This is a genomic window from Mesorhizobium sp. P2_C7, assembly GCF_056404515.1.
In genome coordinates this window covers 190421-216166 of the sequence record NZ_JBFUDW010000005.1, presented here as the reverse complement: position 1 = coordinate 216166, position 25746 = coordinate 190421, and the positions used below count along the sequence as shown (strand labels likewise).

The window sequence follows — 25746 nt, the reverse complement described above, 5'->3', positions numbered from 1 at the left end:
CCAGTTCACCCCCGGCTCCGGCCGGAAAATGTCATTCCTTGAACAAGGTCAGCCCATGCTGCACTGACTGTCCGCCGTCGATCGGCAGGATGGCGCCGGTGACATAGCTGCCTGCACGGCTGCACAAATAGAGTGTTGCGCCGGCAATGTCATCCGGTGCGCCGATACGTCCGATCGGAACATGGTTGCCGACATGCCTGGCTTGCTCTTCCGTGCCGGTGGCAAAAGCCGTCATGCGGCTCTGGAAGGGGCCGGGGGCGAAGGCGTTGACGGTGATGCGGCGAGCGGCGAACTCGAGCGCGAGGGTGCGCGTCAGATGATGAACCGCGGCCTTCGACGCGGTGTAGGAATAGGCGTCGTCGGCCAGCGGCTGTGTGCCCATCACCGATCCAAGATTGATCACCCGCGCCGGATCGGCATCGCTGGCGGCGGCATCGAGCAGCGGCAGCAATTCGCGCGTCAGATGGAAGACCGCGGTGACATTGACGCCGAGCACTTTCGCCCAGGCGGAATAGGGAAAGCTCTCCAGCGGCGCGCCCCAGGATACACCGGCATTGTTGACCAGGATGTTCAGGTGGTCGGTCCGCGCCTTGGCCTCGGCGACGAGTGCGGCAATGCCGGCTTCGCTGGACACATCGCCGGCGAAGCCTTCGGCCCGGCCAGGTGCGCCAAGCCCGTTCAGTTCACCGGCGACCTTGATGCAATCCTCGCCCTTGCGCGAGGCGATCATGACGCTCGCGCCTGCATTCACCAGCGCGGTTGCCGCCATGCGGCCGATGCCGGTCGCCGCTCCCGTCACCAGCGCGGTCTTGCCGGCCACCGAAAACAGCTCGTCCAGATAGCTCATCACAATCCTCCGCGCCCTACCTTGGTATGCGGGCCTCGGTGTGCAGGCAAAACAGTTCGCGTTGACAAGGCTATCCGAAGTACGGTCATCCTTGCCACGGGTAAAATGCCTGGCCTGCATGAAGGGTTAGCGATGACGGAGATGAATCTCGGCATGACCGAGCGGCTGAAGCCGATCCACGCGCGCGTCGCGGCCATGGTGCGCGACGAGATCATGCCGCTCGACAAGGAATTCCTCGGCGAAGTGGGCAAGCAAGGCGACCGCTGGGTCCATAGCGCGCGCCAGAGTGAAATCCTCGAAGGGCTGAAGAAGACCGCACGGGAGCGCGGCCTGTGGAACTTCTGGCTGACCGGCTCGGAGCGCGGCTACGGCCTGTCCACCGTCGAATACGCCTATCTTGCCGAGGAGATGGGCAAGGCGCATCTCGGCGCCGAGACCTTCAACTGCTCGGCGCCCGACACCGGCAACATGGAGGTGCTGGAACGGTATGGATCGGCCGACCACAAGAAGGCGTGGCTCGAGCCGCTGCTAGACGGCAAGATCCGCTCGGCCTACCTGATGACCGAGCCGGATGTCGCCTCGTCCGACGCCACCAACATTGCGATGCGCTGTGAGCGCCAGGGCGGCGACTATGTGCTCAACGGCGAGAAATGGTGGGCTTCCGGCGCCGGCGATCCGCGCTGCTCCATCTACATCGTCATGGTTAGGACCGGTGCCGACGAAGAGCCGAAACACAGGCGGCATTCGATGATCCTGGTGCCTTCCGACGCAAAGGGCGTGACCAAGGTCCGGGCCATGCAGGTCTATGGCGACGATGATGCGCCGCACGGCCACATGCATCTTCGCTTCGACAATGTGCGGGTGCCCGCATCGAACCTGATCCTTGGCGAGGGCAGGGGGTTCGAGATCGCGCAGGGGCGGCTCGGCCCCGGCCGAATCCATCACTGCATGCGCGCCATCGGCCAGGCCGAAATGGCGCTGGAGATGCTTTGCCAGCGTTCCGTGCACCGCGAGGCCTTCGGCCAGCCCTTGGCAAAACTCGGCGCCAATTTCGACATCATCGCCGAATGCCGCATGGAGATCGAGATGGCGCGGCTGCTCTGCCTGAAGGCGGCATGGATGATCGACCAGGGCGATGCGCGCGCCGCAGCACCCTGGATCAGCCAGATCAAGGTGATCGCGCCGCGCGTCGCGCTCAAAGTCACCGACGAGGCGGTGCAGATGTTCGGCGCGCAAGGCATCAGCCAGGACACGCCGCTGGCGCGCTCATGGACGCATCTGCGGACATTGCGCCTTGCCGATGGGCCTGATGCCGTTCATCGCCGCCAAGTGGCGCGGACCGAACTGAAGAAATACACGCAGGAAAAGGTCTGAGCGCCGGCATTCGTCACCCGGCGCCGCCGGCAGGTCCAAGCAAGGAGTGTTCCGATGACCGTCCCCTCCGAAATGAAGGCGCTGCTGCTTGTCGGCGACGGCTACACAAGGACACCTTCCGGCAGCGTGCTGGAGGCTATGGAGCCTTATCTCGAACCGGGCAGCATCGCGGTTCCGATGCCGGGGCCGACGCAGGTGCTGATCAAGGTCAGTCTCGCCTCGATCAATCCGTCCGATGTCGCCTTCATCAAGGGTCAGTATGGCCAGCCGCGCGCCAAGGGCCAACCGGCCGGCTTCGAGGGCGTCGGCACCGTCGTCGCCAGTGGCGATGAGCCCTATCCCAAGAGCCTCGTCGGCAAGCGCGTCGCTTTCGCCACAGGCGTCACCAACTGGGGCTCATGGGCCGAATATGCGGTGGCGGAAGCGGTGGTCTGCATCCCGCTGCTCGACACCGTCCGCGACGAGGATGGCGCGGCGATGATCGTCAACCCGCTCACCGCGCTCGCCATGTTCGACATCGTCAAAGAGGAGGGCGAAAAGGCCTTTGTCATGACCGCCGGCGCCAGCCAGCTCTGCAAGCTGATCATCGGCCTGGCCAGGGAAGCGGGTTTTCGACCCATCGTCACGGTGCGCCGCGACGATCAGATCGCGCCTCTGAAGGAGCTTGGCGCGGCGTACGTCCTCAACGAAAAGGCGCCGGATTTCAAGACGGCGCTACGCGAGGTGATGAAGGCCGAACAGCCGCGCATCTTCCTCGACGCGGTGACCGGGCCGCTGGCCTCCGCCATTTTCGACGTCATGCCGAAGCGCTCGCGCTGGATCATCTACGGGCGGCTCGATCCCGAAGCCACGATCATCCGTGAACCCGGCCAACTGATCTTCCAGCACAAGCACATAGAGGGTTTCTGGCTGAGCGAATGGATGCGCCAGTTTCGCGACCGCCGCGGCCCAGCGATCCTGGAAGCGCAGAAACGGTTCTCCGATGGGCGCTGGTCGACCGATGTGACGGCAGTGGTGCCGCTCGCCGAGGCAATGGCGCTGGTGCCGACGGAACTGGCCAAGCCCAACGGCAAGGTGTTCATCAGGCCTTAGCATGAAGGTGCCCGAAGCTCGAATACGAAGCCTCCAGACGCTCTCGATGCCAAAAATGCTGGTGTCCGGCTGCCGCTGGCGCCGTCGGGCGGCCATCCGCTCTTTCAGCCCTCTATGCCGCGCCGCTTTGTCCGTGATATGCCGCCGCCATCGAATGCCTGACGGCGCCGGCAAGGGCTTGTTCCAGGGCGGTGTGGAGTGACTTGATGACGATTGCCAAGCCGGTTTTCGACCGTTTGGGACTTAGCATGTGGATCGGAGCGTTCCTGATCGTTCTTGTCATGGTCCTGTGGTCGCCCGACACGCATTCGGTGCTGGGGGCCTACAGATTTGGCAGCGAGGAATTTCTGGCCGGCCGGCCGCTCTACAATCTTGGCTCCCAGATGGGGTATCTCTACGCGCCGGCTTTTGCCGCGCTCTATGTTCCGCTGTTGAAGCTAGGCCCGCATCTGGGCGGCCTGGTGTGGCATGCCCTCGGCTTCGCGGTGCTGACCTTTGCCGCAATGCGGCAGGTTCGCAAGCTCGGCGGTCAGCAACTGACCTGGCTGCTTTCATTCGGCCTCTTCCTCGCTCTGCCGCTGGCGCTCGGCGCGATCCGCAACGGACAATCGACAATACTGCTGACCGGCGCCTGCTGGCTCCTTACGCTTTCGGCGCTTGAAGGTCGGCGCGCCGAGACCTTCTTCTGGGCTTCGCTGGCCGTCATCGCCAAGCCGACCGCGATCATCATGCTGCTGTTGGCAGGAGGGCTGCGCCCCCGGCTGATCCCGGTGCTGGTGCTGGCGGTGCTGTTCGTGCTCGCCATACCTTATGCTTTCGCGCCAGCCAGTTATCTGAACGGCCAGTATCTTGATTTCGCCCGCATGCTGACCTCGATGGCGGTCGACAAGACCAGCCGCTTTGTTGCCTCCGATTTCACCGCGCCTTTTGCGGCGGCGGGGATGCCTATCGCGGAATCCGGCGCCACGGCGGTGCGCTTCGTGGTCGGCCTGTTGACGCTCTCGACCGTGCTCTGGTTCGATCGCAAGCTCGAGCGGGGGACCGCCGGGCTGGCGATCTTCCTGACAGCCACGTTCTACATGTGCGTCTTCAATCCGCGCGTCGAGCCCAACACCTATGCGATGATCGCCGTGCCCGCCGGGCTCGCCGTCGCCCTGCTGTGGCGCGAGGAACGAGGCGGCGTCTTCGCCTCGGTGCTGTCGACGGCACTGTTCGCGACCGGGCTGACCGGCGTCGAGCAACATGTGCATGCTTTCCTCTACCCCTGGTTCCGGCCGATCGCGATTGCCTTCATCGCCTGTTCCCTGATCTGGTGGTTCTGGGCCAAGGCGGGAGAAAAGGTGGTGAATGCGGGGGTCGCAAATGGCTGAGTCGCGGCCGGTACTCGATATCGTCGCGCCGTTCCTCAACGAGGCGCCGTCGGCATTGGCCTTCGCCGAGTTGCTTGCCGCGCTGGAGGCAGCGGTGGCAGAGCGCTTCGGCATGGACGTGCACAAGATCCTGGTCGACGACGGCAGCCGGGACGATGGCGCCAAACGGTTTTCGCAGGTGCTGACGGGGTCATGGGAGATCGTCCGCCTCAGCCGCAATTTCGGCAAGGAAGTCGCCGTGCTCGCCGGCCTCGACCAGTCGCGCGGGGATATGGTGCTGATCATGGACGCCGACCTCCAGCATTCGATGGACATCAGCCTGAAGATGATCGCCGAGCTGGTGGAACATCCCGACATCGATGTCGTCTACGCGCAGAACGACAGGCGTGAGGCCAGTTGGCGACGCAGTCAGCTGGCACGGCTTTTCTACAGCCTGATCAACAGCAGCCAGCGTTTCGACATTCCCGAAAATGCCGGCGACTTTCGCGTCATGCGCGGTGCCGTGGCGCGTGCGCTGACCAGCCTGCGTGACAAACGACGCTTTAACAAGGGCCTGTTTGCGTGGGCCGGCTTCCGCCAGAAGGCGTTGCCCTATTCGCCGGAGAACCGCGCCAGCGGCACGTCGAAATGGAGCCGGCTCAACCTGATCGCCTTCTCGCTGGAAGGGTTCACCTCCTTTTCCGTCATTCCGCTGCGCTTGATCAGCCTCAGCGGGCTGCTTGCGGCATTTGCCGGCGCGGTCTACGGCGCCAAGGTGTTCTTCGAGGTGATCTTCTACGGCATTGCCGTTCCCGGCTATCCCAGTCTGCTGGTCGCCGTCGTCCTGCTCGGCGGCCTCAACCTGACCCTTCTCGGGCTGATTGGCGAGTATGTCTGGGTCACGCTCAGCGAAAGCAAGGATCGGCCGGTCTATATCGTGCGCGACGTCGTACGCAGCGACGTTGCTCCCGACAGCTTGGCCCCGGGCGCTCGCGAGGCATGAAGCGGCGCATCCGCCTGATCGCCGACGACTACGGCCTGGCGCCAGGCGTCTCCGCCGCGATCCTCGACCTGCTCGATCGTGGGCGCCTGACCGGCACCAGCTGCATGACCGGATTTGCGCAATGGGCGCAGGAGGCTGAGCGCATAAAGCCCCTGTGTGGCCGTGTCGCGGTCGGGCTGCATCTTACCTTGACCGACCAGCCAGCCGTCACCGGCCGGTCGAGCCTGGCGCCGGAAGGCCGGCTGCCACCACTCCGCTCGCTGGCATTGCCTGTTCTGCGCGGCCGCATCGACGACCTCGATGTGCATGCCGAACTCGACGCCCAGTACAGCCGCTTCGTCGAAGCACTCGGGCGCCGCCCCGATTTCGTCGACGGGCATCAGCATGTGCATTTTCTTCCCGTCGTGCGCACATGGCTGCGCGCGCGTCTGCACGACGAAGCCGACAGGCCGGCGCTGCGCGGCGCGCCGGCACTGGCCGGCACGGCGCCGAAAGTCGCCGCGATCGCAGCGCTCGCCGCCGGGTTCAACCAGTCCATGCTGCATGCCGGCTTCACCGTCTTCGAACCGCTCGCCGGCATCTATGACTGGCGGCGGCCCGAAAAGTTCGCATCCGTGCTGCAGGCCGCCGTCGAGGCATTGCCGGAACGGGGGCTGTTCATGTGCCACCCCGGCCATGTCGACGAGACGTTGCGCGCGCGTGACCCGATGCAAAGCGTGCGCGAGGTCGAATTCGCGGTCCTGGCATCGGACGATTTCGGCGCCAGCCTGGCCCGCGCCGGTGTCGCAATCATGGACGGCAAGGGATGAGCGGCGCCGACCAGCCCCGGCGTTCGACCGGCAACAAGATCGTCCGCTTTGCCATCGTCGGACTTGCCAACACGGCCATCGACCTTGCCAGCTTCTACCTGCTGCTCAAGCTGCAGATGCCGCCGGTGCCCGCCAACATCGTTGCCTGGTTCATCGCCGTCAGCTTTTCGTTCGTGGCGAACGGCTTCTGGGCGTTCGAGCGCAATCAAGCCATCCGGCTGCGTGACGCCTTCCTTCGTTTCGCCTCGCTCGGGGCGCTGATTTCGCTCGGTGTCTCCAGCCTTTCGATCGCGCTGTTTGCCGCTACCGTCGGAGTTTGGCCGGCAAAGATCGGCGGCGTCGTGGTGGCGGCGGTGCTGAATTTCCTCGCCGCGCGCTGGTCGATCGAAGGCCGGTTCTTGAGATAGGCACTGCCTATTCACGGGCGGAAAACCGCGACACACTTTCTTGGACTTCTCTATTCGGCCGGCTCAACCTTGCTATAGGCGGCTTCCTCGAGCTCGCGCTTCAGCCGCGCTTCCTCATGGGTCTTCGGCGTGACGAAGCGACCCAGCAAGAGATAGGCGACCGGCGTCAGGAACAGCGTCGAGACGGTGGCAAGGCCCAGTCCGCCGACGATGACCCAGCCGAGCGCCACGCGCGCCTCGGCACCGGCGCCGCTCGCCAGCACCAGCGGCAAGCCGCCGAGCACGGTGCAGATCATCGTCATCATCACCGGCCGCACGCGGATGACCGAGGCCTGCTCGATCGCTTCGCGCACACCAAGCCCGCGATCGCGCAGCTGGTTGGCGAATTCGACGATCAGGATGCCGTTCTTGGCCATGACGCCGACCAGCAGCACCAGGCCGATCTGGCTGTAGGCGTTGAGGCTGGTGCCCGAGAGCAGCAGCGCGAAGATGGCACAAGCTAGCCCGAGCGGAACCGTCGCCATGATGATGACGGCGCTGACGAAGCTTTCGAACTGGGCGGCCAGCACCAGCAGGATGATGACCAGAGCGAAGCCGAAGATGGTCACCATGCCACTGTTGGTCTCGCCCAGCGTCGCGGCCTCGGCCAGCGGCAGGATGCGGCTGCCCGCAGGCAAAAGCGGCGTCGCGATTTCCTCGGCGCGGGTCAGCGCATCGCCAAGCGCGAAGTCGCCGTTGAGGTTGGAGGTGATCGCCACCGACGGCTGCTGCTGCTCGCGCGACAGCGACGGCGGCACCGCACGCTCGGTCAGCGTGGCAATGGTCGACATCGGCACGAAACGGCCGTCTGATGTCTTCAGGAAGATGTTTTCCAGGTCGGTCGGGTCGTTGATCGGGTTGGTGGTCGAGACCAGCTTCACGCCGTAGCTACGGTCGGCGATGTAGACATCGACGACATCGTTGCCGTCGAGCATGGCCTGCAAGGTGTTGGCCATCCCAGTGATGTCGATGCCGAGGTCGGAGGCGCGCTCGCGATCGATGGCCACGGCCAGTTGCGGCTGCGTCGGATCGATCGACAGGCGCGGTGTCTGGAAGCGTGGGTCCTTCTGCATCTCGGCGATGATCTTGACCGCCGCGTCGCCGAGCGCCTTGCGGTTATTGCCGACCAGGGCGAACTGCAGGCCGTTGCCGGCACCGCGAATGCCGAGGCTGTTGGGCTGCACCGGGAAGATACGCACGCTCGGCACTTGTTTGGTCAGCTGGCTGATCTCGGCCATGATCTCTTGCTGGCTGCGGCTGCGCTCGTTCCATGGCGCCAGCGTCATCACCATGAAGCCTGAGTTGTAAGAGCCGTTCTGGCCGGCGTTCTCGAACGTGCTGCGGATCTCGCCGGACTCGCGCATCGGCTGGATCAGCCTCTCGATCTTCTGCATCTGCTGCGTCGTGTAGTCGAGGTTGACACCTTGCGGGGCGCTGATGCGCAACAGCACGGCGGCGCGGTCCTCGGTCGGGGTCAGTTCCTGGCGGATGGTGCCGAACAGCGCGAAGGCGGTGCCGGCAAACAGCACCGCGACCAGAAGCACGATCCATGGCGCGTCGAGGCAAGCGTGCAGGGCGCGCTTGTAGGCTGAATTCAGCGCGCCGCCGATGCGGGCGCCGATGCCGTGGCCGCCTTCATGGTGGAGCGAGGCGCTCGACAGCATGCGCGAGGCGAGCATCGGGCACAGCGTCAGCGCCACCACGCAGGACAAAAGCATCGACATGGCGAGCACGAAGCCGAATTCGCGGAACAGGCCACCGGTCTGGCCAGGCAGGAACGAGATCGGCACAAAGACGGCGACCAGCGTCAGAGTCGTGGCAATGACGGCGAAGAACACTTCCTGAGCGCCGAGCACGGCGGCGGCGCGCGGGCCCATGCCTTCATTGCGTCGTCGCACGATGTTTTCGAGCACGACAATGGCGTCGTCGACGACCAGTCCCGTCGCAAGCACCAAAGCGAGCAGGGTCAGGATGTTGACCGAGAAGCCGGCCAGATAGATGGCGGCGATGGTGCCGATCATGGCCACCGGCATCGACAGTCCCGGGATCAGCGTTGCGCGCCAGTCAAGCAGAAACACATAGATGACGATCAGCACCATGGTCACGGACAGGCCGAGTGCGATCTCGACCTCGTGCACCGCGCCGTTGACGAAAACCGCGTCGTCGCTGGTGATCTTGATCGACATGCCCTTGGGCAGGTTCTCCTGCAGCTTGGCGACGGCGGCCTGAACGCCGGTCGAGATGTCCAGCGTGTTCGATTCCGCCTGGCGGATGATGCCGATGCCGATGCCGGTTTTGCCGTCCGAACGCAGCGTGGTCTGGCCGACATCGGGGCCTAGCGTGACGGTGGCGACGTCGCGGATGCGCGTCGTGCCGCCGATGATGATGTTTTCGAATTCTTCGGGCGTGGTCACGTCCGCCGTCGTGCGGACGATCAGGTCCTGGTCTGTCGTGGTGATCGAACCGGCCGGTGAGTCGAAGGCGACAGAGGCAAGTGCTGCCCTGAGGTCGGCGACGGTGAAGCCGAGGCTGGCGAGCTTGTTCTGGTCGACGTCGATCCGGAAAATCTTGTCGCGATAGCCATAGATCTGGACGTCGGCAACGCCGGGCACGGCGGCCAGTTCGTCCTCGATCTGGTCCTGGACCACCACCGTCATGTCCTGGATCGACATGTTGTCCGACGTTACCGCCAGTCGCATCACCGGGTCGGAATTGGCGTCGGCCTTGACGATGCGCGGTGGATCGGCCGTGTCCGGCATCAGGTTGGCGACACGGCCGACGGCATCGCGCACGTCCGAGGCGGCGACATTGAGGTCGACGCCGTCGTTGAACTCGATGGTGACGCGGCTCGAACCGAAGGAGGAAGACGACGAGATCGACTTGACGCCGGAGACGCGGGCGACAGCGCCCTCGATGGTGTCGGTCAGTTCACGGTCGACGGTTTCGGCCGCAGCGCCTGCGAAGGCGGTCGAGACCGTGACGACCGCGCGGTCGACGTCAGGCAGTTCGCGGATCTCGACGCCATAGAAGGCAGCCAGGCCGGCAACTGCGATCAGTGTGTTCAGCACGAAGGCCATCACCGGCCTGCGGATGAACAGGGCGGTAAAGCCGGTGTCGCTTGCGGCGTTGACGGGGCTGGTCATGAGCCTTGAGCAGCGTCCGCGGCGCGCTGCTCTTCGCCGGCGGTGTGTACCGCGCCGCCTTCGCTGACGCTCTGGGTGCCTTCGGTCACCACCATGTCGCCGCTGTCGATCTCCGCGTCGATCAGCACGGTCTCGGTGTTGCGTTGAATGATGCGCACCGGGACCCGCCTGGCCTTGCTGTCCTCGACCTGCCAGACATAGGCGCCGTCCGATCCCCAGAGAATCGCCAGCGGGCTGACGGCCGGATAGGTCTCGCCGGCGAACTTCATAGTGATGCCAAACGACATGCCGGCACGCAGCGAATCTGCCGGATTGGCTATCTTGGCCTTGACCAGAAGGGTGCGGCTCTTTTCATCGATGTGGTTGTCGATGGCCGAAACCGTGCCGGTGTAGGTTTTGCTGGGATTGGCGATCGGCGTCGCCGTCAATTGCGCGCCGACCTTGACGGCGGCGGCGAAGCGTTCGGGCACGAGGAAATCGACAAGGATACTGGAGCGGTCGTCGAGCGTGGCGATCGCCGACTGGTTGGTCACATAATTGCCGGCGGCGATTGGAAGGATGCCGACGGTTCCGGCGATCGGTGCGATGATGGAGCGGCGCTGCAGGGCAAGTTCGGCATCGCGAAGTACCAGTTTGGCGACCGCCAGCACCACTTCGGCATCGGCGACGGCGACCGGTGTCGCTGCGTTGGAAGCCCGCAGCGATTTCACCCGGTCGAGCTTGTTCTGCGAGTCCTGTAAGACGAGCTTGGCACGATCCTGCGCGATCACCTCGGTCTCGGAATCGAGGGTGGCAATGATCTGTCCCTTGTCGACATGGCTGCCGGATTCGACCAGCAGTTCGGCAAGGCGGCCGGAACTGTATGGATTGACGGTTACCGAGGCATTGGCACGGCCGGTGCCGATCGCCTGAAGGCGGTCGTTGATGGTCGCCGTAGTGGCGGCCAGGGCGACCACGTTCACCCGCCGGTTGCCGCCATTGCCGCCGTTCGCCTGCTTCGTGCTGGCGGCACCGGTTTCAGCTGGGGGCGTTGCCGCATATACCCAGTCTATCCCCCAGCGTGCCAGCACCTCGGGTGCGCCCGGAAAAAAGCGCAGCCAGGCGGCTGAAGCCACGACCAGCACCACAAGCGCGAAAAGTATCTGTTTCCAGGCGGCCATCGGCACTCCGGTTAGGCAAAACAATCCTTCCGTCTAAAGCGCGTCGCGTCGAAACGGATTCATGTGACGCGCTTTAGGTCTTTTGTTTATGCATGTCGCTATCTCAAAACCGGGGCCACTTTTGAGCGACATGCATTGGCGGTTTCCCGAAGGAAGCAGACGCAGCGAGGCTATTCTAAGGCAAGAAGACGCCCCGATATCGCGCCTTTATGACAACTCGCCAGTGTCTGCGCACATTAAATCTGTGTAACGTTGACGGTCTAACGCAGACCTTCCATCTCGCGGATGCGCTTGGCGCCTTCTGCTTCCAGCTGCCTTGTGACGGCTCCGATCAGTGTTTCGGCGACGACGAAGAGGGCTGCCGAAGAGTCCCATGCCGACGGCACCGCGGTTCGTCCGGCAATGACGTGGCGGGCAAAGCGGGCGATCGGCGACAGCCACTGGTCTGTGAACAGCACGATCTGAACGCCGCGCTGGTGTGCCTTTTCGGCGAAGCGGAGGAGGCTGTCCTGGTAGCGCCTGATGTCGAAGATCACCAGCACGTCGCGCTTGCCCATGTCGATCAGCCGGTCGCGCCACATGCTTTCCTGGCCGGCGAGGTGAAAGACCTCGGGCTGGATGATGGCGAGGTGGGCGGCCATGTAACGCGCCAGCGGATCGGTGAAGCGACCGCCGATCAGGAAGGTCTTGCCGCGTCGGTCGGCAAGGCGGGCGGCGATGTCGGCAAGCTGCTTGTCGGACAGGTGCCTGAACGTCTCGCGCATATTGTCGAGCGTCGCTTCCAGCATCGGTGACGCGGTGCCGCCGCCGGGCGAGGGCGGGTTGAGCGTCCTTATGGCCGGCGATTGCAGCTGCGCCGCCAGTTCGTCCTGCAGGCTCGACTGGAATTCGGGGTAATTCTGGAAGCCGAGCCGGGCAACGAAGCGCAGGATCGTCGGCGACGAGACGCCAGCCGCGGCCGAGAATTCGGCAACCGTCTTGAGGCCGATCATCGGATAGCTGGCGATCAGGGTCTGGGCCGCGCGCCTTTCACTGGCCGGCATCGTGCCAACGCGGTCGGCGATCAGTTCGGCAATGCTGGAAATCATCTTTCCCCCGCCCCCGGACCGGAATGGCTAAACCCATCCGGCTCCGTCTGTTTGTCTTGGCCGCATTTTTGCGACGTCAGGTGATTCCACCTGGCTGCAAAATGCTTCGGCCCTGTCCACTGTCTTTTCCGAAATCGCATTTGACAAAACCGGGTAAACTGTATGAAATCATCCATAGGGACGCAATGAGACAAAATACGTAACATACGATACAGCGCTCCCCGGGGACGGCAGACTATGGAGCAAGCACGGCCCGCCAGCCTTGCATCGTCTGATACCGTGAGGGTGACCAACCCCGGCGGATCAAGCCCTTTCGTGCTGACCTGCGATCATGCCTCGAATTTCCTGCCGGCCGAATTCGGCACGCTCGGCCTTGCCGCCGAGGACCTGTCCCGTCACATCGCCTGGGATCCCGGCGCGTTGCCTGTTGCCCGCCGCATGGCCGAGGCGCTCGACGCGACGCTGGTCGAAACCCGCATTTCGCGGCTCGTCATCGACTGCAACCGTCCGCTGGATGCGCCCGATCTGGTGCCGCCGGTCAGCGAGACCACGACGATACCCGGCAACGCCGGCCTGTCGGACAAGCAGCGCGCGGCCCGCGTCGCGCTGTCGTGGCAACCGTTTCATGCCGCCATCGAGGAGATTGTCGACGGCAGGCTGGCGCGCGGGCAGGAAACCCGCCTGGTGTCCGTGCATTCCTTCACGCCGATCTACAAGGGCCGCAACCGGCCCTGGCATATCGGCATCATTCACGACGAGGACCGCCGGCTGGCGTCGCCTTTGATTGGGGCGCTGAAGCGGCTTGCCGGCGTCACCGTCGGCGTCAACGAGCCCTATTCGCCGGCCGACCGCGTCTATTTCACGCTGGAGCGCCACGCACGTTCGCGCGGCCTGCCGTGCGCGATGATCGAGATCCGCAACGACGAAATCGCCGGCGAGACCGGGCAGCGGAAATGGGCGGATCTGCTCACGGGCATTTTTTCGGATCTGGAGCCACAGGAGGCCGGATACACCAGATCGCATTCAGTCGGAAAGTCAGTTCAATCGGCCAGCTAAGAACCAACAGGGGACTTCCAATGGCAGCACCGGGTTACACTGAAGTTGACAAGGCGGAGGACGTAAAGGCCCTCCACAGCATGGGTTACGCCCAGGAACTGGAGCGGCGCCTCAGCCGCTTTTCGAATTTCGCCGTTTCCTTCTCGATCATCTGCATCCTTTCGGGCGGCATCAATTCGCTGGCCCAGGCAACGTCCGGCGCCGGCGGCATCGGCATCGGCATCGGCTGGCTGGTCGGCTGCTTCGTTTCACTGACCTTCGCGGTCGCCATGTCGCAGATCAGCTCGGCCTATCCGACTGCCGGCGGCCTCTATCACTGGGGTTCGATCCTCGGCAACCGCGGCACCGGCTGGGTCACGGCCTGGCTCAACCTGCTCGGCCTAATCACCGTGCTCGGCGCCATCAATGTCGGCACCTGGACGTTCTTCGTCGGCGCCTTCGGACCGGCGCTCGGCATCGAGGGCACGCTGACCAACCAGATGATCTTCCTGGTCATCATCACCGGCGCCCAGGCACTTATCAATCATCTCGGCATCAAGCTGACAGCGAAGCTGACCGACTTCTCGGGTTATTTGATCTTCTTCGGTTCGATCCTGATCGCGGTCGTCTGCCTTCTCTCCGCCGAGACCTGGGATTTCAGCCGGCTGTTCACCTTCCACAACTACTCCGGCGATGCCGGCGCCAGCGTCTGGCCGTCGGTTTCGAATGCCTGGGTGTTCGCACTTGGCCTCTTGCTGCCGATCTATACGATCACCGGCTACGACGCTTCCGCGCACACCTCCGAGGAAACCATCAAGGCAGCCTCCTCGGTGCCCCGTGCCATGGTCATGTCGGTGATCTGGTCGGCCGTCTTCGGCTACCTGTTCCTGGCCGCCTTCGTGCTGATGATCCCGAACATGGATGACGCCGCCAAGCAGGGCTGGAACGTGTTCTTCTGGGCCTTCGACCAGCGCGTCAGCCCCGGCATCAAGGAGTTCGTGTACCTCGTCGTGTTTGTCGCGCAGCTTCTGTGCGGCCTCGCAACCGTGACCTCTGCCTCGCGTATGATCTTCGCCTTCTCGCGTGACGGCGGCCTGCCGGGCTCATCGGCACTCGCCAAGGTCAGCCCGACCTATCGCACGCCGGTGGCGGCGATCTGGACGGCGTCGATCCTGTCGGTGCTGTTCGTCTGGGGTTCGACGCTGGTCTCGGTCGCCGGCACCTCGGCCTACACCATCGTCGTGTCCTGCACCGTCATCTTCCTGTTCCTGTCCTTCACCGTGCCGATCGTGCTCGGCATGCTGGCATGGGGCACGCCGAAGTGGGACAAGATGGGTCCGTGGAACATGGGCCGTGGCGTGTTCATGCTGTTCGCGTTCCTGTCGATCGTGTCGATGATCCTGATCTTCGTCATCGGCATCCAGCCGCCGAACGATTGGGCGCTCTACATCACCGTCGGCTTCTTCATCCTGACGGCGATCGTCTGGTTCGCGTTCGAACGGAACCGGTTCCAGGGTCCGCCGCTCGGCGACATCATCGCGGCGCGTCAGGCAGCCATCAAGGCGGCGGAACAGGCCGTCGGCGAAACTGGTCACTGACATCAACCATCCTGGCCATGGCCGGCATCGCGCCGGCCATGGTTTTGTTTAACCCGTTCAAGAGCTCAAGCGCTGGAGTGCCAAAGGAATGGCCGGAAATTTCTCGTTCGATCAGTTGAAGAAAGCGGTCTCCAGCGGCGAGATCGACACGGTGCTCGCCTGCATCGTCGACATGCAGGGGCGGCTGGCGGGAAAGCGGTTCCTGGCGCAGTATTTCGTCGATTCCGCGCATGACGAGACGCACGGCTGCAACTATCTCCTGGCCGCCGACATCGATATGGAGCCGGTGCCCGGCTACAAGGCGGCGAGTTGGTCGAAGGGCTATGGCGATTTCGTCATGAAGCCGGATCTGGCGACGCTGCGGCGCATTCCGTGGCTGGAGAAGACGGCGCTGGTGATCTGCGACGTGCTCGACCACCACACGCATGACGACCTGCCGCATTCGCCACGCGCCATCCTGAAGAAGCAGGTCAAGCGGCTGACGGAGCGCGGCTATATCGGCTATTTCGCTTCCGAGCTCGAATTCTATCTGTTCAACGAGACCTACGATTCCGCCCGCAAGAAACACTGGCAGGGTCTCGATACCGCTTCGCCTTACATCGGCGACTACCAGATCGGCATCACCACCAAGGAAGAAGGCGTCATGCGCCGGCTTCGCAACGAGATGGAAGCGGCCGGCATCCCGATCGAGAATTCCAAGGGCGAGTGGGGCCCAGGCCAGGAAGAGATCAATGTGCGCTATGCCGAAGCGCTCGACATGGCGGACCGCCACGTCATCCTGAAGAACGGCGCCAAGGAGATTGCCGAGTCCGAGGGCAAGGCGATTTCCTTCATGTCCAAGTACAATTACGGGCTGGCCGGCAATTCCAGCCACATCCACAATTCGCTGTGGAGCGCCGACGGCAAGACGCCGCTGTTCTTCGACAAGAAGGCCGACTGGACGCTGTCGGCGCTTGGCCAGCAATGGGCGGCGGGACAGCTGAAATACGCCAAGGAATTCACCTGGTTCCTGGCGCCCTACATCAACTCCTACAAGCGCTTCCAGGCCGGCACCTTCGCGCCGACCAAGATCATGTGGAGCGAGGACAACCGCACCGCCGGCTTCCGCCTGTGTGGCGAGGGCACCAAGGGCATCCGCATGGAATGCCGCATCGGCGGCGCCGACCTCAACCCCTATCTCGCCTTTGCGGCGCTGATCGCCGCCGGCCTTGCCGGCATCGACGAGAAGCTGGAACTGCAGAAGCCGTTCGTCGGCGATGCCTATCAGGCGTCGCGTTTGCCGGAGATCCCGAAGACGCTGCGCGACGCCACCGAGACGCTGGCGAAGTCGAAGATGCTGAAGCAGGCGCTCGGCGAGGATGTGCTCGAACACTATGTCCACACCGCAAAGTGGGAGCAGTTTGAATACGACCGCCGCATAACCGATTGGGAACTGCACAGAGGGTTCGAGCGGTATTAAACTCGCCGGCGAACGTTGGCGCGCCTCTCGCCCTACCCCTCCCGTGAATCGCGGGCAGGGCGACCGGAGAGCAGTTCCCTTCTCCCGGTCACCATACGCGGGAGACTGCCGGGCAGGCGGATGAGGGCAGCGCCACGCCACAAGATTTTGTTGTAGAATGCGAGGACTTACAAAATGACCGAGACGGTCAAACTCAAATCCCCCATCGATGGCTCGATCTATGCCGAGCGGCCCGTGGCAACGGACCAGGCGATCAATGCCGCGGTCGAGCGTGCCAAGGCGGCGCAAGAGAAATGGGCCGAGACGCCGATCGTCGAGCGCGGCAAGTACATGCTGGCGATGCTGGAAGCGCTGGTCGCGATGACCGACGAGATCGTGCCGGAGATCGCCTGGCAGATGGGGCGCCCGGTGCGCTATGGCGGCGAGTTCGGCGGCGTCAAGGAGCGGACCAACTACATGGTCGAGATCGCCGAGGCGGCGCTCAGGGCTGTGCCGGCTTCCAACCCGAAGGACGGCTTCAGGCGCTATGTGAAAAAGGACCCGCTAGGCGTGGTCATGGTGATCGCGCCGTGGAACTATCCCTATCTCACCGCGGTCAACACCATCGTGCCGGCGCTGATGGCCGGCAACGCCGTCATCCTCAAGCATGCGGCGCAGACGCTGCTGGTTGGTGAGCGCTTTCAACAGGCTTTCGACAGAGTTGGCCTGCCCAAGGGCGTGTTCCAGAATGTCGTGCTCAACCACGCGCAGACCGAGAAGCTGCTCGGTTCGGGCAAGATCGACCACGTCAATTTCACAGGGTCGGTCGGCGGCGGCCGCGCCATCGAAAAGGCGGCGGCAGGTACCTTCATGACACTCGGCCTCGAGCTTGGCGGCAAGGATCCGGCCTATGTGTTGCCTGATGCCAAGATGGATCATGCGGTCGCCAATCTGGTCGACGGCGCCTTCTACAATTCCGGCCAGTGCTGCTGCGGCATCGAGCGCGTCTATGTGCACGAAAAGGTCTATGACGAGTTCGTCGAGGGCTTCATCGCCGAGACCAAGAACTATGTCGTCGGCAATCCGCTTGACCAGGCAACGACGATGGGGCCGATGGCGCAGGCGCGTTTCGCCGACCTGATCCGCGAGCAGAAGGCCGAGGCCCTGCGCAAGGGCGCGGTGGCGCACATCAACATGAAGGTGGCCAACGACAGGGCCGGCTCGCCCTATCTGGCGCCGGAAGTGCTGACACAAGTCGACCATCAGATGAGCGTTATGCGCGAGGAGAGTTTTGGGCCGATCGTCGGCATCATGAAGGTGCGCAACGATGAAGAGGCGATCGCGCTGATGAACGACAGCCCCTATGGGCTGACCGCTTCGATCTGGACCCGCGATACAGAGCATGCCGTGGCGATCGGCAACCGCGTCGAGACCGGCACGGTGTTCATGAACCGCTGCGACTACCTCGATCCGGCCCTGGTCTGGACCGGCGTCAAGGACACCGGCAAGGGTGCTGCCCTGTCGGCCATCGGCTATGACAACCTGACCAGGCCGAAGTCGTTCCACCTGCGCGAAGCCATCTGATTTTCGAAAGACAAAAAATGTCCAAGCTCATCTCCAAATGGAACTACCCCACCACCGTTCGCTTCGGCGCCGGACGCATCAAGGAACTGCCTGAGGTGTTGGCGGCTACCGGCATCAAGCGGCCGCTGTTCGTCACCGATCCCGGCCTGGCGAAACTGCCGGTCGTTGCCTCGACCCTGAAGATCCTCGACGATGCCAAGGTCCCCTACGGCGTCTTCTCCGAAGTGAGGCCGAACCCGGTCGAGTCCAATCTGACCGCCGGCATCGTGGTGTTCAAGAAAGGCAAGCATGACGGCGTCATCGCCTTCGGCGGCGGCTCGGCGCTCGATCTCGGCAAGCTGATCGCCTTCCAGGCCGGCCAGACGCGACCGGTTTGGGACTTCGAGGATGTCGACGACTGGTGGACGCGCGCCAATTCCGACGCGATCGCGCCGATCATCGCGGTGCCGACCACGGCCGGCACCGGTTCGGAAGTCGGCCGCGCCGGCGTCATCACCAATGAAGCAACGCACACCAAGAAGGTCATCTTCCATCCCAAATTGCTGCCGGCCATCGTCATCGCCGATCCGGAACTGTCGGTCGGCATGCCCGGCTTCATCACCGCCGGCACCGGCATGGATGCGCTTGCCCATTGCCTCGAGGCCTATTGCGCGCCGGGCTACCATCCGATGGCTGACGGCATCGCCGTCGAAGGCGTCCGGCTGGTCTTCGAGAACCTGCCGAAGGCCTATGCCAACGGCAAGGATCTCGTCGCGCGCGCCCATATGATGAGCGCCGCCGCGATGGGCGCCACCGCCTTCCAGAAGGGGCTGGGCGCCATCCACTCGCTGTCGCATCCGGTCGGCGCGCTGTACGACACCCATCACGGCATGACCAATGCGGTGTTCATGCCCTATGTGCTGGCCTTCAACCGGGACTCCATCGAGGAGCGCATCGGCCGGCTTGCCGCCTATTGCGGCATCAAGGGCGGCTTCGACGGCTTCGCCAAGGCGATCATCAAACTGCGCAAGGAACTCAAGGTGCCGCATGCGCTTCCGGGCCTGATCAAGGGGCTCGACATGGACAAGAAGCGCAAGGGGCTCATCGCCGACATGGCGGTGGTCGATCCGACCGCAGGCGGCAACCCGGTCAAGCTGACCAAGAAGGCGGCCCTGACCTTGCTTGAAAACGCTATCGCCGGCACGGTGTAAGACGGCTTTCTTGTTGAAAATTGATCTGGAAAATCAGGGCAAACCAAGGGGGAAAGGATGAAACACATGGCGGAAAGTAATTAGCCGGAAAAATAAGTGATGGCTAATTGCTACAGCCGGTTAAAAAGAGTTAAATTTTCGCGCTGCGAGCAGCCGGTTTCACAAAGCTTTCATCTGGCTGTCACATGAAAACGATACCGGATCGCAGGCGTCCAACGGCGTCAGTTCAACGGAGAGAACACATGTTCAAATTCACGGGGAAAGTGCTTTCCCTTACGGCCGCGACCCTTATGGCGTCGTCGGTGATTTCGTCCGCGGCTTCGCTGGACGATCTCGTCAAGGCCGCTAAGGCTGAAGGCCAGCTCACCACCATCGCCTTGCCACATGACTGGTGCGGCTACGGTGACGTCATCGCCGGCTTCAAGGCGAAGTATCCCGAAATCACTGTCAACGAACTCAACCCCGATGCCGGCTCCGGCGACGAGGTCGAGGCAATCAAGGCGAACAAGGACAACAAGGGCCCGCAGGCGCCTGACGTCATCGACGTCGGCCTGTCCTTCGGCCCGTCCGCCAAGAAGGATGGCCTGATCCAGCCTTACAAGGTGTCGACCTGGGACTCGATCCCCGACAGCGCCAAGGATGCTGAAGGCTACTGGACCGGCGACTATTACGGCGTGCTGTCCTTCCAGGTGAACAAGGACATCGTCAAGGAAGCTCCGGCTGACTGGGCCGATCTGCTGAAGCCGGAATTCGCCAACACGGTCGCACTTGCCGGCGATCCGCGCGCGTCGAACCAGGCCATCCAGGGCGTCTATGCTGCTGGCCTGTCGTCGGGCGCCGCTGCTGGTGAAGCCGCCGGCACCGCTGGCCTCGACTTCTTCAAGAAGCTCAACGCCGCCGGCAATTTCGTCCCGGTCATCGGTAAAGCCGCGACGCTGGCCCAGGGCCAGACTCCGATCCTGATCACCTGGGACTACAACGCGCTCGCCGGCCGTGACACGCTGAAAGGCAACCCGCCCGTCGACGTCGTTGTGCCGAAGACCGGTGTCGTTGCCGGTGTCTATGTGCAGGCGATCAGCGCTTACGCGCCGCATCCGAACGCTGCCAAGCTGTGGCTGGAATACCTCTACTCCGACGAAGGCCAGATCGGCTGGCTGAAGGGCTATTGCCACCCGATCCGCTTCAACGACCTTGCCAAGAACGGCAAGATCCCCGCGGACGTGCTGGCCAAGCTGCCGCCGGCCGAATCCTATGCCGCGGCGGTGTTCCCGACGCTGGACGAGCAGGCCAAGTCCAAGGAAGCCATCACCAAGAACTGGGATGCCGTCGTCGGCGCCAACGTCAAGTAACTCAGACCATGCCGGGCGGCCTCGAGGCCGCCCGGCCCTTTTCTCAAAGACGGTAGCCGGCGCATGACCGATATCCCAATGTCAGACCACGCTGTTGCCGGGAAGACCGCGCCTCCCGCCGAGGCACGCAGCATGAGGCTGCCGACGCAATGGCTCGGCGTTGCCCCCTTCTTCATCTTCGCCATCATGTTCCTGATCCTGCCCACGCTCTATCTGATGCTGGGCGCTTTCCAGAACGATGCGGGTGAGTTCACCTTCGAAAATATCGCAGCACTGGCGCAGCCGTCGATCGTTGCCGCCTACTGGATCTCGATCAAGGTCAGCCTTGCCTCATCGTTGATTGGTGCCTTCGCCGGTCTCGCCATCGCCATCGCCATCGTGCGCGGCGGTCTGCCGGAATGGATACGCTCCGCGACGCTGACTTTCTCCGGGGTCGCTTCCAATTTCGCCGGTGTGCCGCTGGCCTTCGCCTTTATCGCCACACTCGGCCGGCTGGGCCTTGCCACGGTGATCCTGAACACCTTGTTTGGCCTCAATATTTACGCTCACGGCTTCAACATCCTGTCGTTCTGGGGGCTGACGCTGACCTATGTCTACTTCCAGATCCCGCTGATGGTGGTGATCATCGTGCCGGCCATCGACGGCTTGAAGAAGGAATGGGGCGAGGCCGCCGCGACCCTCGGTGCAACCATGGCGCAGTACTGGCGCATGGTGGTCATTCCGGTGATCTGGCCAAGTTTCCTTGGCACCGTCATCCTGCTGTTCGCCAACGCCTTCGGCGCTATTGCCACCGCCTATGCGCTGACAGGCTCGTCGCTCAACATCGTGCCGATCCTGCTCTATGCGCAGATTCGCGGCGACGTGCTGCATAATGCCCATCTTGGCTACGCGATCGCCTTCGGCATGATCTTCATCACCGGCCTAGCCAATGTCTTCTATATCTGGTTCCGGACCCGTTCCGAGAGGTGGCTCAAATGAAGTCGGGAAAGTTCTGGGCCTGGGTCGTCTTCGCGCTGGGCGCGGCCTATTTCTTCATCCCGCTGATCGCGACGGTGGAGTTTTCCATGCGCATGCGGCGTGGCGCGTACTCCTTTGACGCCTACAAGGTGGTGTTGGGCGATCCTCGCTTCCAGGCGACCTTCGGCTATTCAGTGCTTGCCGCCGTCTTCACCATCATCCTCGGCGTGCTGATCGTGGTGCCGGCCGCCTACTGGATCCGGCTGCGCCTGCCGCAGCTGCGGCCGCTCGTCGAGTTCATCACGCTGTTGCCGCTGGTCATTCCGGCCATCGTCATCGTGTTCGGATATATCAGGATGTACGGATCGAACTCGCCGCTGCCGTTCCTGGCCAGCGACACCGGTACGAACGCCCTGCTGGTTATCGGTTATGCCACGCTGTCGCTGCCCTATATGTACCGTGCGGTCGACACCGGGCTCAGAACCATCGATGTGCGAACGCTGACGGAGGCGGCGCAGATCCTTGGCGCCGGCTGGTCGACGATCATTACGCGCGTTATCCTGCCCAATGTGCTGATCGCGGTCTTGTCGGGTGCGTTCCTGACCTTCGCGATCGTCATTGGCGAGTTCACCATGGCCAGCCTGCTCAACCGGCCCGCTTTCGGTCCGTATCTACAGAACATAGGCGCCAACCGCGCCTATGAGCCGGCGGCCCTTGCCATCATCGCCTTTGCCATCACCTGGGGCTGCATGTCGCTGATCCAGATACTGTCCCGTTTCGCGCCGAGATCGGCGAACCGCCCCAATTGATCGAAAAGTACTGATCGAAAGAGCAACACCATGGCCGACCCGTTCCTCTCCATCCAGCACGTGCGAAAATCCTTCGGTGCCACCACGGTGGTGGAGGATTTCAATCTCGACGTCGAGCGTGGCGAATTCGTCTCGTTCCTCGGCCCGTCCGGCTGCGGCAAGACCACCGTGCTGCGCATGGTCGCCGGCTTTGAGGAGCCGACTGCCGGCAAGATCGTGGTTGGTGGCAAGGACATCACGAGGCTGAAGCCCAACCAGCGCAATGTCGGCATGGTGTTCCAGGCCTATGCGCTGTTCCCGAACCTGACGGTGGCACAGAACATAGGCTTCGGCCTGAAGGTTGCCGGCATGCCTAGGGCGGACATCGATGCCCGTGTCGCCGAGATGCTCGGCATCATCAAACTGCCGCAGATGGCGGACCGCTATCCCTATCAGCTCTCGGGCGGCCAGCAGCAGCGCATAGCGCTAGCCCGCGCCATCGCGCCGAAGCCGAAGCTGCTGCTGCTCGACGAACCACTTTCGGCGCTCGACGCCAAGGTGCGCGTGTCGCTGCGCGAGGAAATCCGCTCCATCCAGAAGAAGCTCGGCATCACCACGATTTTCGTCACGCATGACCAGGAAGAGGCGCTGTCGATCTCGGACCGCATCGCCGTCATGTATGGCGGCAAGGCTGAACAGGTCGGCACGCCGTTCGAGATCTACAACCGTCCGGCAACCAAGTTCGTCGCCAATTTCGTCGGTACGCTGAACGTGCTCGAAGGCAAGGTCACCGATGCTGCATCCGGCAAGGTGCAGGTCGACACGCAGGAAGTCTCGCTCAAGGGCAAGCTCAACGGCTCGAAGTCCGGCGACACCCTGTCGCTTGCCCTGCGTCCGGAAGCCATTTCGCTAGGCCTTCAGCCCGGTCGCGACTCCAGCCTTTCCGGCGAGATCTCCGAAGTGCATTTTCTCGGCTCTGTGATCCGGGTTCGCGTCGGTATCGGCGGCAACACCGTGTCGCTCGATACGTTCAACAGCCCGGCCACACCGCCGCCCGCTGTCGGCGAAAAGGCCCAGATTTCGTTCTCGTCGAGCGATATGCTGGTGCTGCACTAGGCGGTAGAGCGTACGGGGCAGAGGAAGAACCAAGCCCCCTCAGGCCGGTGCTATGAATGGCTGCATGACTGTCTGAAAGACCGGCAGCGCTTCCATTTTTGCGGCATGTGCGTCCAGCGCCGGGAAGTCGGCCAGCGACACAAGCCCGGGATGCGCCTCGCCGATGAAGCGGACCACGGCGGTGACCGCGATGTCGGCATGGCCGATGCGGTCGCCGAACCAGTAAGATGTCGACCTTCCCTGACGATCGGCTTCCAGGACTGCAAGGACAGCCTCGATCTGTGTGCGGCAGCGCCCGGCCCAAACGTCGGAAACTTTCTCATGCAGCCGCGTCTCATAGAACAGGCTGACCGCCTTGTCGCCGAGGCCGGTTGCCAGGGCTGATATCCGCAGCGCCTGGTGACGCGCCGGTTCGGCCGCCGGAAACATCCTCCGCTCGGCCGGAACGAGGCTGTCGAGATAGTCGAGCATCAGATGGCTTTCGATCAGCACCTCGCCATTGTCCAGCACCAGGGTCGGCACCCGGGTCAGCGGGTTGTAGGGCCGGATCTTGTCGGCATCGGCGAAGGCCGACCACGGACGGTGCTCGTAGGCGATGCCGTACAAGGTCATCGCAATGCCGACGCGGCGAACGAAGGGGGAGTCAAATTGGCCGATGAGGATCATGGTCTGACTCTTACGCTGCAAGTGACTGCTGGACATACTGCCACGGGGCTTGTGCGCAATGGCCAATCAACAGCATCTTGCTGGCTTGCCACTGCCGACAATGCAGCATCAACGGGGGTAACAAGCCATGGCTCTTTTCGAACTGACGCTTGTCCTGCTTTTGACTGCCGTTGCGCTGACGGCGCTGTCGCGACGGCTGGAGATTCCCTATCCGTCCCTGCTGGCCTTGGCCGGGGTTGGGATTGCTTTCGTGCCTGGTGCTCCAATGATCGAGATCGATCCGGAACTGGCTCTTGCCCTGTTCATCGCGCCGGTGCTTCTGGATGCCGCCTACGACACATCGTTGCGGGATCTCAACCGCTACCGGCTGCCGCTCGCGCTGCTGGCGCTCGGCGCCGTCGTCTTCACCGCGGCGGTCGTTGCTTTCGTCGGCTGGAAGATGGCCGGGCTGCCGATCGCGGCGGCAATCGCGCTCGGCGCCATCGTCGCGCCGCCCGATGCGGTCGCGGCGAGCGCCGTACTCGGGCAGTTCAAGGTGCCGCACCGCATCACCGCCATCCTGCAGGGCGAGAGCCTGCTCAACGATGCCACCGCACTCCTGATCTACCGCCTGGCGGTTTCGGCAGCGCTCGGCTCGATCATGCTGAGCAACGCCATTCCGACGATCCTGCTGTCGACGATCGGCAGCCTCGCCGCGGGTTATCTGCTAGGCCGCTTTTCGCTGCTGACGCTCAGCCAGATCGAGGATGCGGCAAGCAGCACCGTGGTGCAATTCGCCGGGACATTCGGGGTCTGGATACTGGCCGACAGGCTGGGCCTGTCGGCCATCATCACCATCGTCGTCTACGCCATGACCATTGCGCGGATGGCGCCGCGCCGCATGTCGGCCAGGCGGCGCGTCAGCACCTATTCGGTGTGGGAGTCAGCGGTCTTCGTGCTCAACGTGCTGGCCTTCGTGCTGATGGGCCTGCAGGCACGATCGATCGTCGGCCGCCTCTCCGGCGAAGGGCAAGGCGAAGCCTTTCTCATCGCTGCAACGGTGCTGGCCGTCGTCATCGTGGCACGCCTCGTCTGGGTGGGGAGTTACGTTGCGATCATCCGATGGTTGGCCCGCTTCGGAAGCGAAGGCCAAAGGCGAGATGTGCCGACGTTTGGCGGCGCGGTGCTCGTCGGTTGGTGTGGCATGCGGGGGCTGGTGACGCTGGTTGTGGCCATTGCTCTGCCGGCGGGTTTTCCCGGCCGCGATCCGATCGTGCTTGCTGCCTTCGCGGTCGTTCTCGGCACGCTGGTGCTGCAAGGCATGACCCTGAAGCCGCTGCTGCGGATACTCAACTTCGACCCAGACAGAACGGTCGACAACGAGGTGGCACAGGCGCGGGTGGCCATTATGCAGGCCGCCCTTGACGTGTTGAGCCGCAAGACATCGGCCGCTGCTGCTGTTGTGCGCGAGCAGTATGAGGCGCAGCGCCTGATCGCTCAAAACCCGGAGGACGCACAGGCGGCAACCGAATATGACCGGCTGCGCCTCTATGCCATCAACCGCCAGCGCGACACGCTCGAGGAACTGCGCCGCAACGGCACAATCGGTGACGAGGCCTATCACCGGCTTGAAGAGGAAATCGACTGGTCGGAACTGGCGGCATCGCCAGCTGGAAGTTTCCAGCCACTGACGACGTGAGATATCTGGCCCAAGCCGCTGCCATATCCCTGCACA

21 protein-coding genes are annotated in these 25746 nt (G+C 63.4%); 16 read left to right on the top strand and 5 right to left on the bottom strand.

Annotation, left to right across the window (positions count from 1 at the left end):
* Positions 1 to 31: 31 nt before the first annotated feature.
* Positions 32 to 847 (bottom strand): SDR family oxidoreductase, encoded by an 816-nt coding sequence (locus tag AC1D2G_RS12850; protein ID WP_477414348.1) that lies wholly within the window; start codon positions 845 to 847, stop codon positions 32 to 34.
* 132 nt (positions 848 to 979) lie between these two features.
* Between AC1D2G_RS12850 and AC1D2G_RS12845 the strand changes: the two genes are divergently transcribed.
* The 6 genes from AC1D2G_RS12845 (at position 980) to AC1D2G_RS12820 (ending at position 6881) form a co-directional block, all read left to right on the top strand.
* On the top strand, positions 980 to 2221 hold the full coding sequence (locus AC1D2G_RS12845; protein ID WP_095084619.1) for an acyl-CoA dehydrogenase family protein: 1242 nt from the start codon (positions 980 to 982) through the stop codon (positions 2219 to 2221).
* Between the two features lie 54 nt (positions 2222 to 2275).
* Positions 2276 to 3313 (top strand): zinc-binding dehydrogenase, encoded by a 1038-nt coding sequence (locus AC1D2G_RS12840; protein ID WP_477414346.1) that lies wholly within the window; start codon positions 2276 to 2278, stop codon positions 3311 to 3313.
* 206 nt (positions 3314 to 3519) lie between these two features.
* Complete coding sequence (locus AC1D2G_RS12835; RefSeq protein WP_477414344.1) at positions 3520 to 4683, top strand: glycosyltransferase 87 family protein; 1164 nt, start codon at positions 3520 to 3522, stop codon at positions 4681 to 4683.
* Positions 4676 to 5665: a glycosyltransferase family 2 protein gene (locus tag AC1D2G_RS12830; protein ID WP_477414342.1), complete on the top strand. Its 990-nt coding sequence runs from the start codon at positions 4676 to 4678 to the stop codon at positions 5663 to 5665. Before AC1D2G_RS12835 ends, AC1D2G_RS12830 begins: the two co-directional genes overlap by 8 nt.
* The gene (locus AC1D2G_RS12825) at positions 5662 to 6474 is read left to right on the top strand and encodes a ChbG/HpnK family deacetylase (protein WP_477398775.1); all 813 of its coding nucleotides are present in this window, start codon (positions 5662 to 5664) and stop codon (positions 6472 to 6474) included. Before AC1D2G_RS12830 ends, AC1D2G_RS12825 begins: the two co-directional genes overlap by 4 nt.
* Positions 6471 to 6881: a GtrA family protein gene (locus AC1D2G_RS12820; RefSeq protein WP_095084614.1), complete on the top strand. Its 411-nt coding sequence runs from the start codon at positions 6471 to 6473 to the stop codon at positions 6879 to 6881. Before AC1D2G_RS12825 ends, AC1D2G_RS12820 begins: the two co-directional genes overlap by 4 nt.
* Before the next feature lie 50 nt (positions 6882 to 6931).
* On the opposite strand, the gene AC1D2G_RS12815 is transcribed toward AC1D2G_RS12820, so the two are convergent.
* The 3 genes from AC1D2G_RS12815 to AC1D2G_RS12805 all read right to left on the bottom strand — a co-directional run bounded on the left by AC1D2G_RS12815 (position 6932) and on the right by AC1D2G_RS12805 (position 12311).
* Positions 6932 to 10063 (bottom strand): efflux RND transporter permease subunit, encoded by a 3132-nt coding sequence (locus tag AC1D2G_RS12815; protein ID WP_477414340.1) that lies wholly within the window; start codon positions 10061 to 10063, stop codon positions 6932 to 6934.
* The gene (locus tag AC1D2G_RS12810) at positions 10060 to 11223 is read right to left on the bottom strand and encodes an efflux RND transporter periplasmic adaptor subunit (protein ID WP_477414338.1); all 1164 of its coding nucleotides are present in this window, start codon (positions 11221 to 11223) and stop codon (positions 10060 to 10062) included. Before AC1D2G_RS12810 ends, AC1D2G_RS12815 begins: the two co-directional genes overlap by 4 nt.
* A gap of 260 nt (positions 11224 to 11483) precedes the next feature.
* On the bottom strand, positions 11484 to 12311 hold the full coding sequence (locus AC1D2G_RS12805) for a MurR/RpiR family transcriptional regulator (protein ID WP_457150364.1): 828 nt from the start codon (positions 12309 to 12311) through the stop codon (positions 11484 to 11486).
* A gap of 237 nt (positions 12312 to 12548) precedes the next feature.
* On the opposite strand from AC1D2G_RS12805, the gene AC1D2G_RS12800 reads away from it, so the two are divergent.
* The 9 genes from AC1D2G_RS12800 (at position 12549) to AC1D2G_RS12760 (ending at position 23366) form a co-directional block, all read left to right on the top strand.
* Positions 12549 to 13367 carry an N-formylglutamate amidohydrolase gene (locus AC1D2G_RS12800; protein WP_457150363.1) on the top strand — a complete coding sequence of 273 codons (819 nt, stop codon included), beginning with the start codon at positions 12549 to 12551 and terminating at the stop codon, positions 13365 to 13367.
* A gap of 20 nt (positions 13368 to 13387) precedes the next feature.
* A complete protein-coding gene (locus AC1D2G_RS12795) occupies positions 13388 to 14944 on the top strand; it encodes an amino acid permease (RefSeq protein ID WP_184876729.1) in 1557 nt (518 codons plus the stop codon).
* 88 nt (positions 14945 to 15032) lie between these two features.
* The gene (locus AC1D2G_RS12790) at positions 15033 to 16403 is read left to right on the top strand and encodes a glutamine synthetase family protein (RefSeq protein ID WP_477285818.1); all 1371 of its coding nucleotides are present in this window, start codon (positions 15033 to 15035) and stop codon (positions 16401 to 16403) included.
* Positions 16404 to 16577: 174 nt separating this feature from the next.
* Positions 16578 to 17966, top strand: coding sequence for an aldehyde dehydrogenase family protein (locus AC1D2G_RS12785; protein ID WP_477414336.1), 1389 nt, complete (start codon positions 16578 to 16580; stop codon positions 17964 to 17966).
* Positions 17967 to 17983: 17 nt separating this feature from the next.
* Complete coding sequence (locus tag AC1D2G_RS12780) at positions 17984 to 19156, top strand: iron-containing alcohol dehydrogenase (RefSeq protein WP_477414334.1); 1173 nt, start codon at positions 17984 to 17986, stop codon at positions 19154 to 19156.
* 242 nt (positions 19157 to 19398) lie between these two features.
* Positions 19399 to 20505, top strand: coding sequence for an ABC transporter substrate-binding protein (locus AC1D2G_RS12775; RefSeq protein ID WP_477227980.1), 1107 nt, complete (start codon positions 19399 to 19401; stop codon positions 20503 to 20505).
* A 63-nt stretch (positions 20506 to 20568) separates the two neighbouring features.
* Positions 20569 to 21483 (top strand): ABC transporter permease, encoded by a 915-nt coding sequence (locus tag AC1D2G_RS12770; RefSeq protein ID WP_457152572.1) that lies wholly within the window; start codon positions 20569 to 20571, stop codon positions 21481 to 21483.
* Positions 21480 to 22271, top strand: coding sequence for an ABC transporter permease (locus tag AC1D2G_RS12765; RefSeq protein ID WP_184876711.1), 792 nt, complete (start codon positions 21480 to 21482; stop codon positions 22269 to 22271). Before AC1D2G_RS12770 ends, AC1D2G_RS12765 begins: the two co-directional genes overlap by 4 nt.
* 30 nt (positions 22272 to 22301) lie before the next feature.
* Positions 22302 to 23366, top strand: coding sequence for an ABC transporter ATP-binding protein (locus tag AC1D2G_RS12760; RefSeq protein ID WP_477414332.1), 1065 nt, complete (start codon positions 22302 to 22304; stop codon positions 23364 to 23366).
* Positions 23367 to 23405: 39 nt separating this feature from the next.
* On the opposite strand, the gene AC1D2G_RS12755 is transcribed toward AC1D2G_RS12760, so the two are convergent.
* Positions 23406 to 24032 (bottom strand): glutathione S-transferase family protein, encoded by a 627-nt coding sequence (locus AC1D2G_RS12755; RefSeq protein ID WP_477414330.1) that lies wholly within the window; start codon positions 24030 to 24032, stop codon positions 23406 to 23408.
* A 127-nt stretch (positions 24033 to 24159) separates the two neighbouring features.
* On the opposite strand from AC1D2G_RS12755, the gene AC1D2G_RS12750 reads away from it, so the two are divergent.
* Positions 24160 to 25710 (top strand): cation:proton antiporter, encoded by a 1551-nt coding sequence (locus AC1D2G_RS12750; RefSeq protein ID WP_477414329.1) that lies wholly within the window; start codon positions 24160 to 24162, stop codon positions 25708 to 25710.
* Positions 25711 to 25746 lie beyond the last annotated feature (36 nt).

What these genes read in the sequence shown, in the direction of transcription:
- AC1D2G_RS12850 (WP_477414348.1), bottom strand. Translation starts at nt 847, where the DNA reads ATGAGCTATCTGGACGAGCTGTTTTCGGTGGCCGGCAAGACCGCGCTG.
- AC1D2G_RS12845 (WP_095084619.1), top strand. Translation starts at nt 980, where the DNA reads ATGACGGAGATGAATCTCGGCATGACCGAGCGGCTGAAGCCGATCCAC.
- AC1D2G_RS12840 (WP_477414346.1), top strand. Translation starts at nt 2,276, where the DNA reads ATGACCGTCCCCTCCGAAATGAAGGCGCTGCTGCTTGTCGGCGACGGC.
- AC1D2G_RS12835 (WP_477414344.1), top strand. Translation starts at nt 3,520, where the DNA reads ATGACGATTGCCAAGCCGGTTTTCGACCGTTTGGGACTTAGCATGTGG.
- AC1D2G_RS12830 (WP_477414342.1), top strand. Translation starts at nt 4,676, where the DNA reads ATGGCTGAGTCGCGGCCGGTACTCGATATCGTCGCGCCGTTCCTCAAC.
- AC1D2G_RS12825 (WP_477398775.1), top strand. Translation starts at nt 5,662, where the DNA reads ATGAAGCGGCGCATCCGCCTGATCGCCGACGACTACGGCCTGGCGCCA.
- AC1D2G_RS12820 (WP_095084614.1), top strand. Translation starts at nt 6,471, where the DNA reads ATGAGCGGCGCCGACCAGCCCCGGCGTTCGACCGGCAACAAGATCGTC.
- AC1D2G_RS12815 (WP_477414340.1), bottom strand. Translation starts at nt 10,063, where the DNA reads ATGACCAGCCCCGTCAACGCCGCAAGCGACACCGGCTTTACCGCCCTG.
- AC1D2G_RS12810 (WP_477414338.1), bottom strand. Translation starts at nt 11,223, where the DNA reads ATGGCCGCCTGGAAACAGATACTTTTCGCGCTTGTGGTGCTGGTCGTG.
- AC1D2G_RS12805 (WP_457150364.1), bottom strand. Translation starts at nt 12,311, where the DNA reads ATGATTTCCAGCATTGCCGAACTGATCGCCGACCGCGTTGGCACGATG.
- AC1D2G_RS12800 (WP_457150363.1), top strand. Translation starts at nt 12,549, where the DNA reads ATGGAGCAAGCACGGCCCGCCAGCCTTGCATCGTCTGATACCGTGAGG.
- AC1D2G_RS12795 (WP_184876729.1), top strand. Translation starts at nt 13,388, where the DNA reads ATGGCAGCACCGGGTTACACTGAAGTTGACAAGGCGGAGGACGTAAAG.
- AC1D2G_RS12790 (WP_477285818.1), top strand. Translation starts at nt 15,033, where the DNA reads ATGGCCGGAAATTTCTCGTTCGATCAGTTGAAGAAAGCGGTCTCCAGC.
- AC1D2G_RS12785 (WP_477414336.1), top strand. Translation starts at nt 16,578, where the DNA reads ATGACCGAGACGGTCAAACTCAAATCCCCCATCGATGGCTCGATCTAT.
- AC1D2G_RS12780 (WP_477414334.1), top strand. Translation starts at nt 17,984, where the DNA reads ATGTCCAAGCTCATCTCCAAATGGAACTACCCCACCACCGTTCGCTTC.
- AC1D2G_RS12775 (WP_477227980.1), top strand. Translation starts at nt 19,399, where the DNA reads ATGTTCAAATTCACGGGGAAAGTGCTTTCCCTTACGGCCGCGACCCTT.
- AC1D2G_RS12770 (WP_457152572.1), top strand. Translation starts at nt 20,569, where the DNA reads ATGACCGATATCCCAATGTCAGACCACGCTGTTGCCGGGAAGACCGCG.
- AC1D2G_RS12765 (WP_184876711.1), top strand. Translation starts at nt 21,480, where the DNA reads ATGAAGTCGGGAAAGTTCTGGGCCTGGGTCGTCTTCGCGCTGGGCGCG.
- AC1D2G_RS12760 (WP_477414332.1), top strand. Translation starts at nt 22,302, where the DNA reads ATGGCCGACCCGTTCCTCTCCATCCAGCACGTGCGAAAATCCTTCGGT.
- AC1D2G_RS12755 (WP_477414330.1), bottom strand. Translation starts at nt 24,032, where the DNA reads ATGATCCTCATCGGCCAATTTGACTCCCCCTTCGTTCGCCGCGTCGGC.
- AC1D2G_RS12750 (WP_477414329.1), top strand. Translation starts at nt 24,160, where the DNA reads ATGGCTCTTTTCGAACTGACGCTTGTCCTGCTTTTGACTGCCGTTGCG.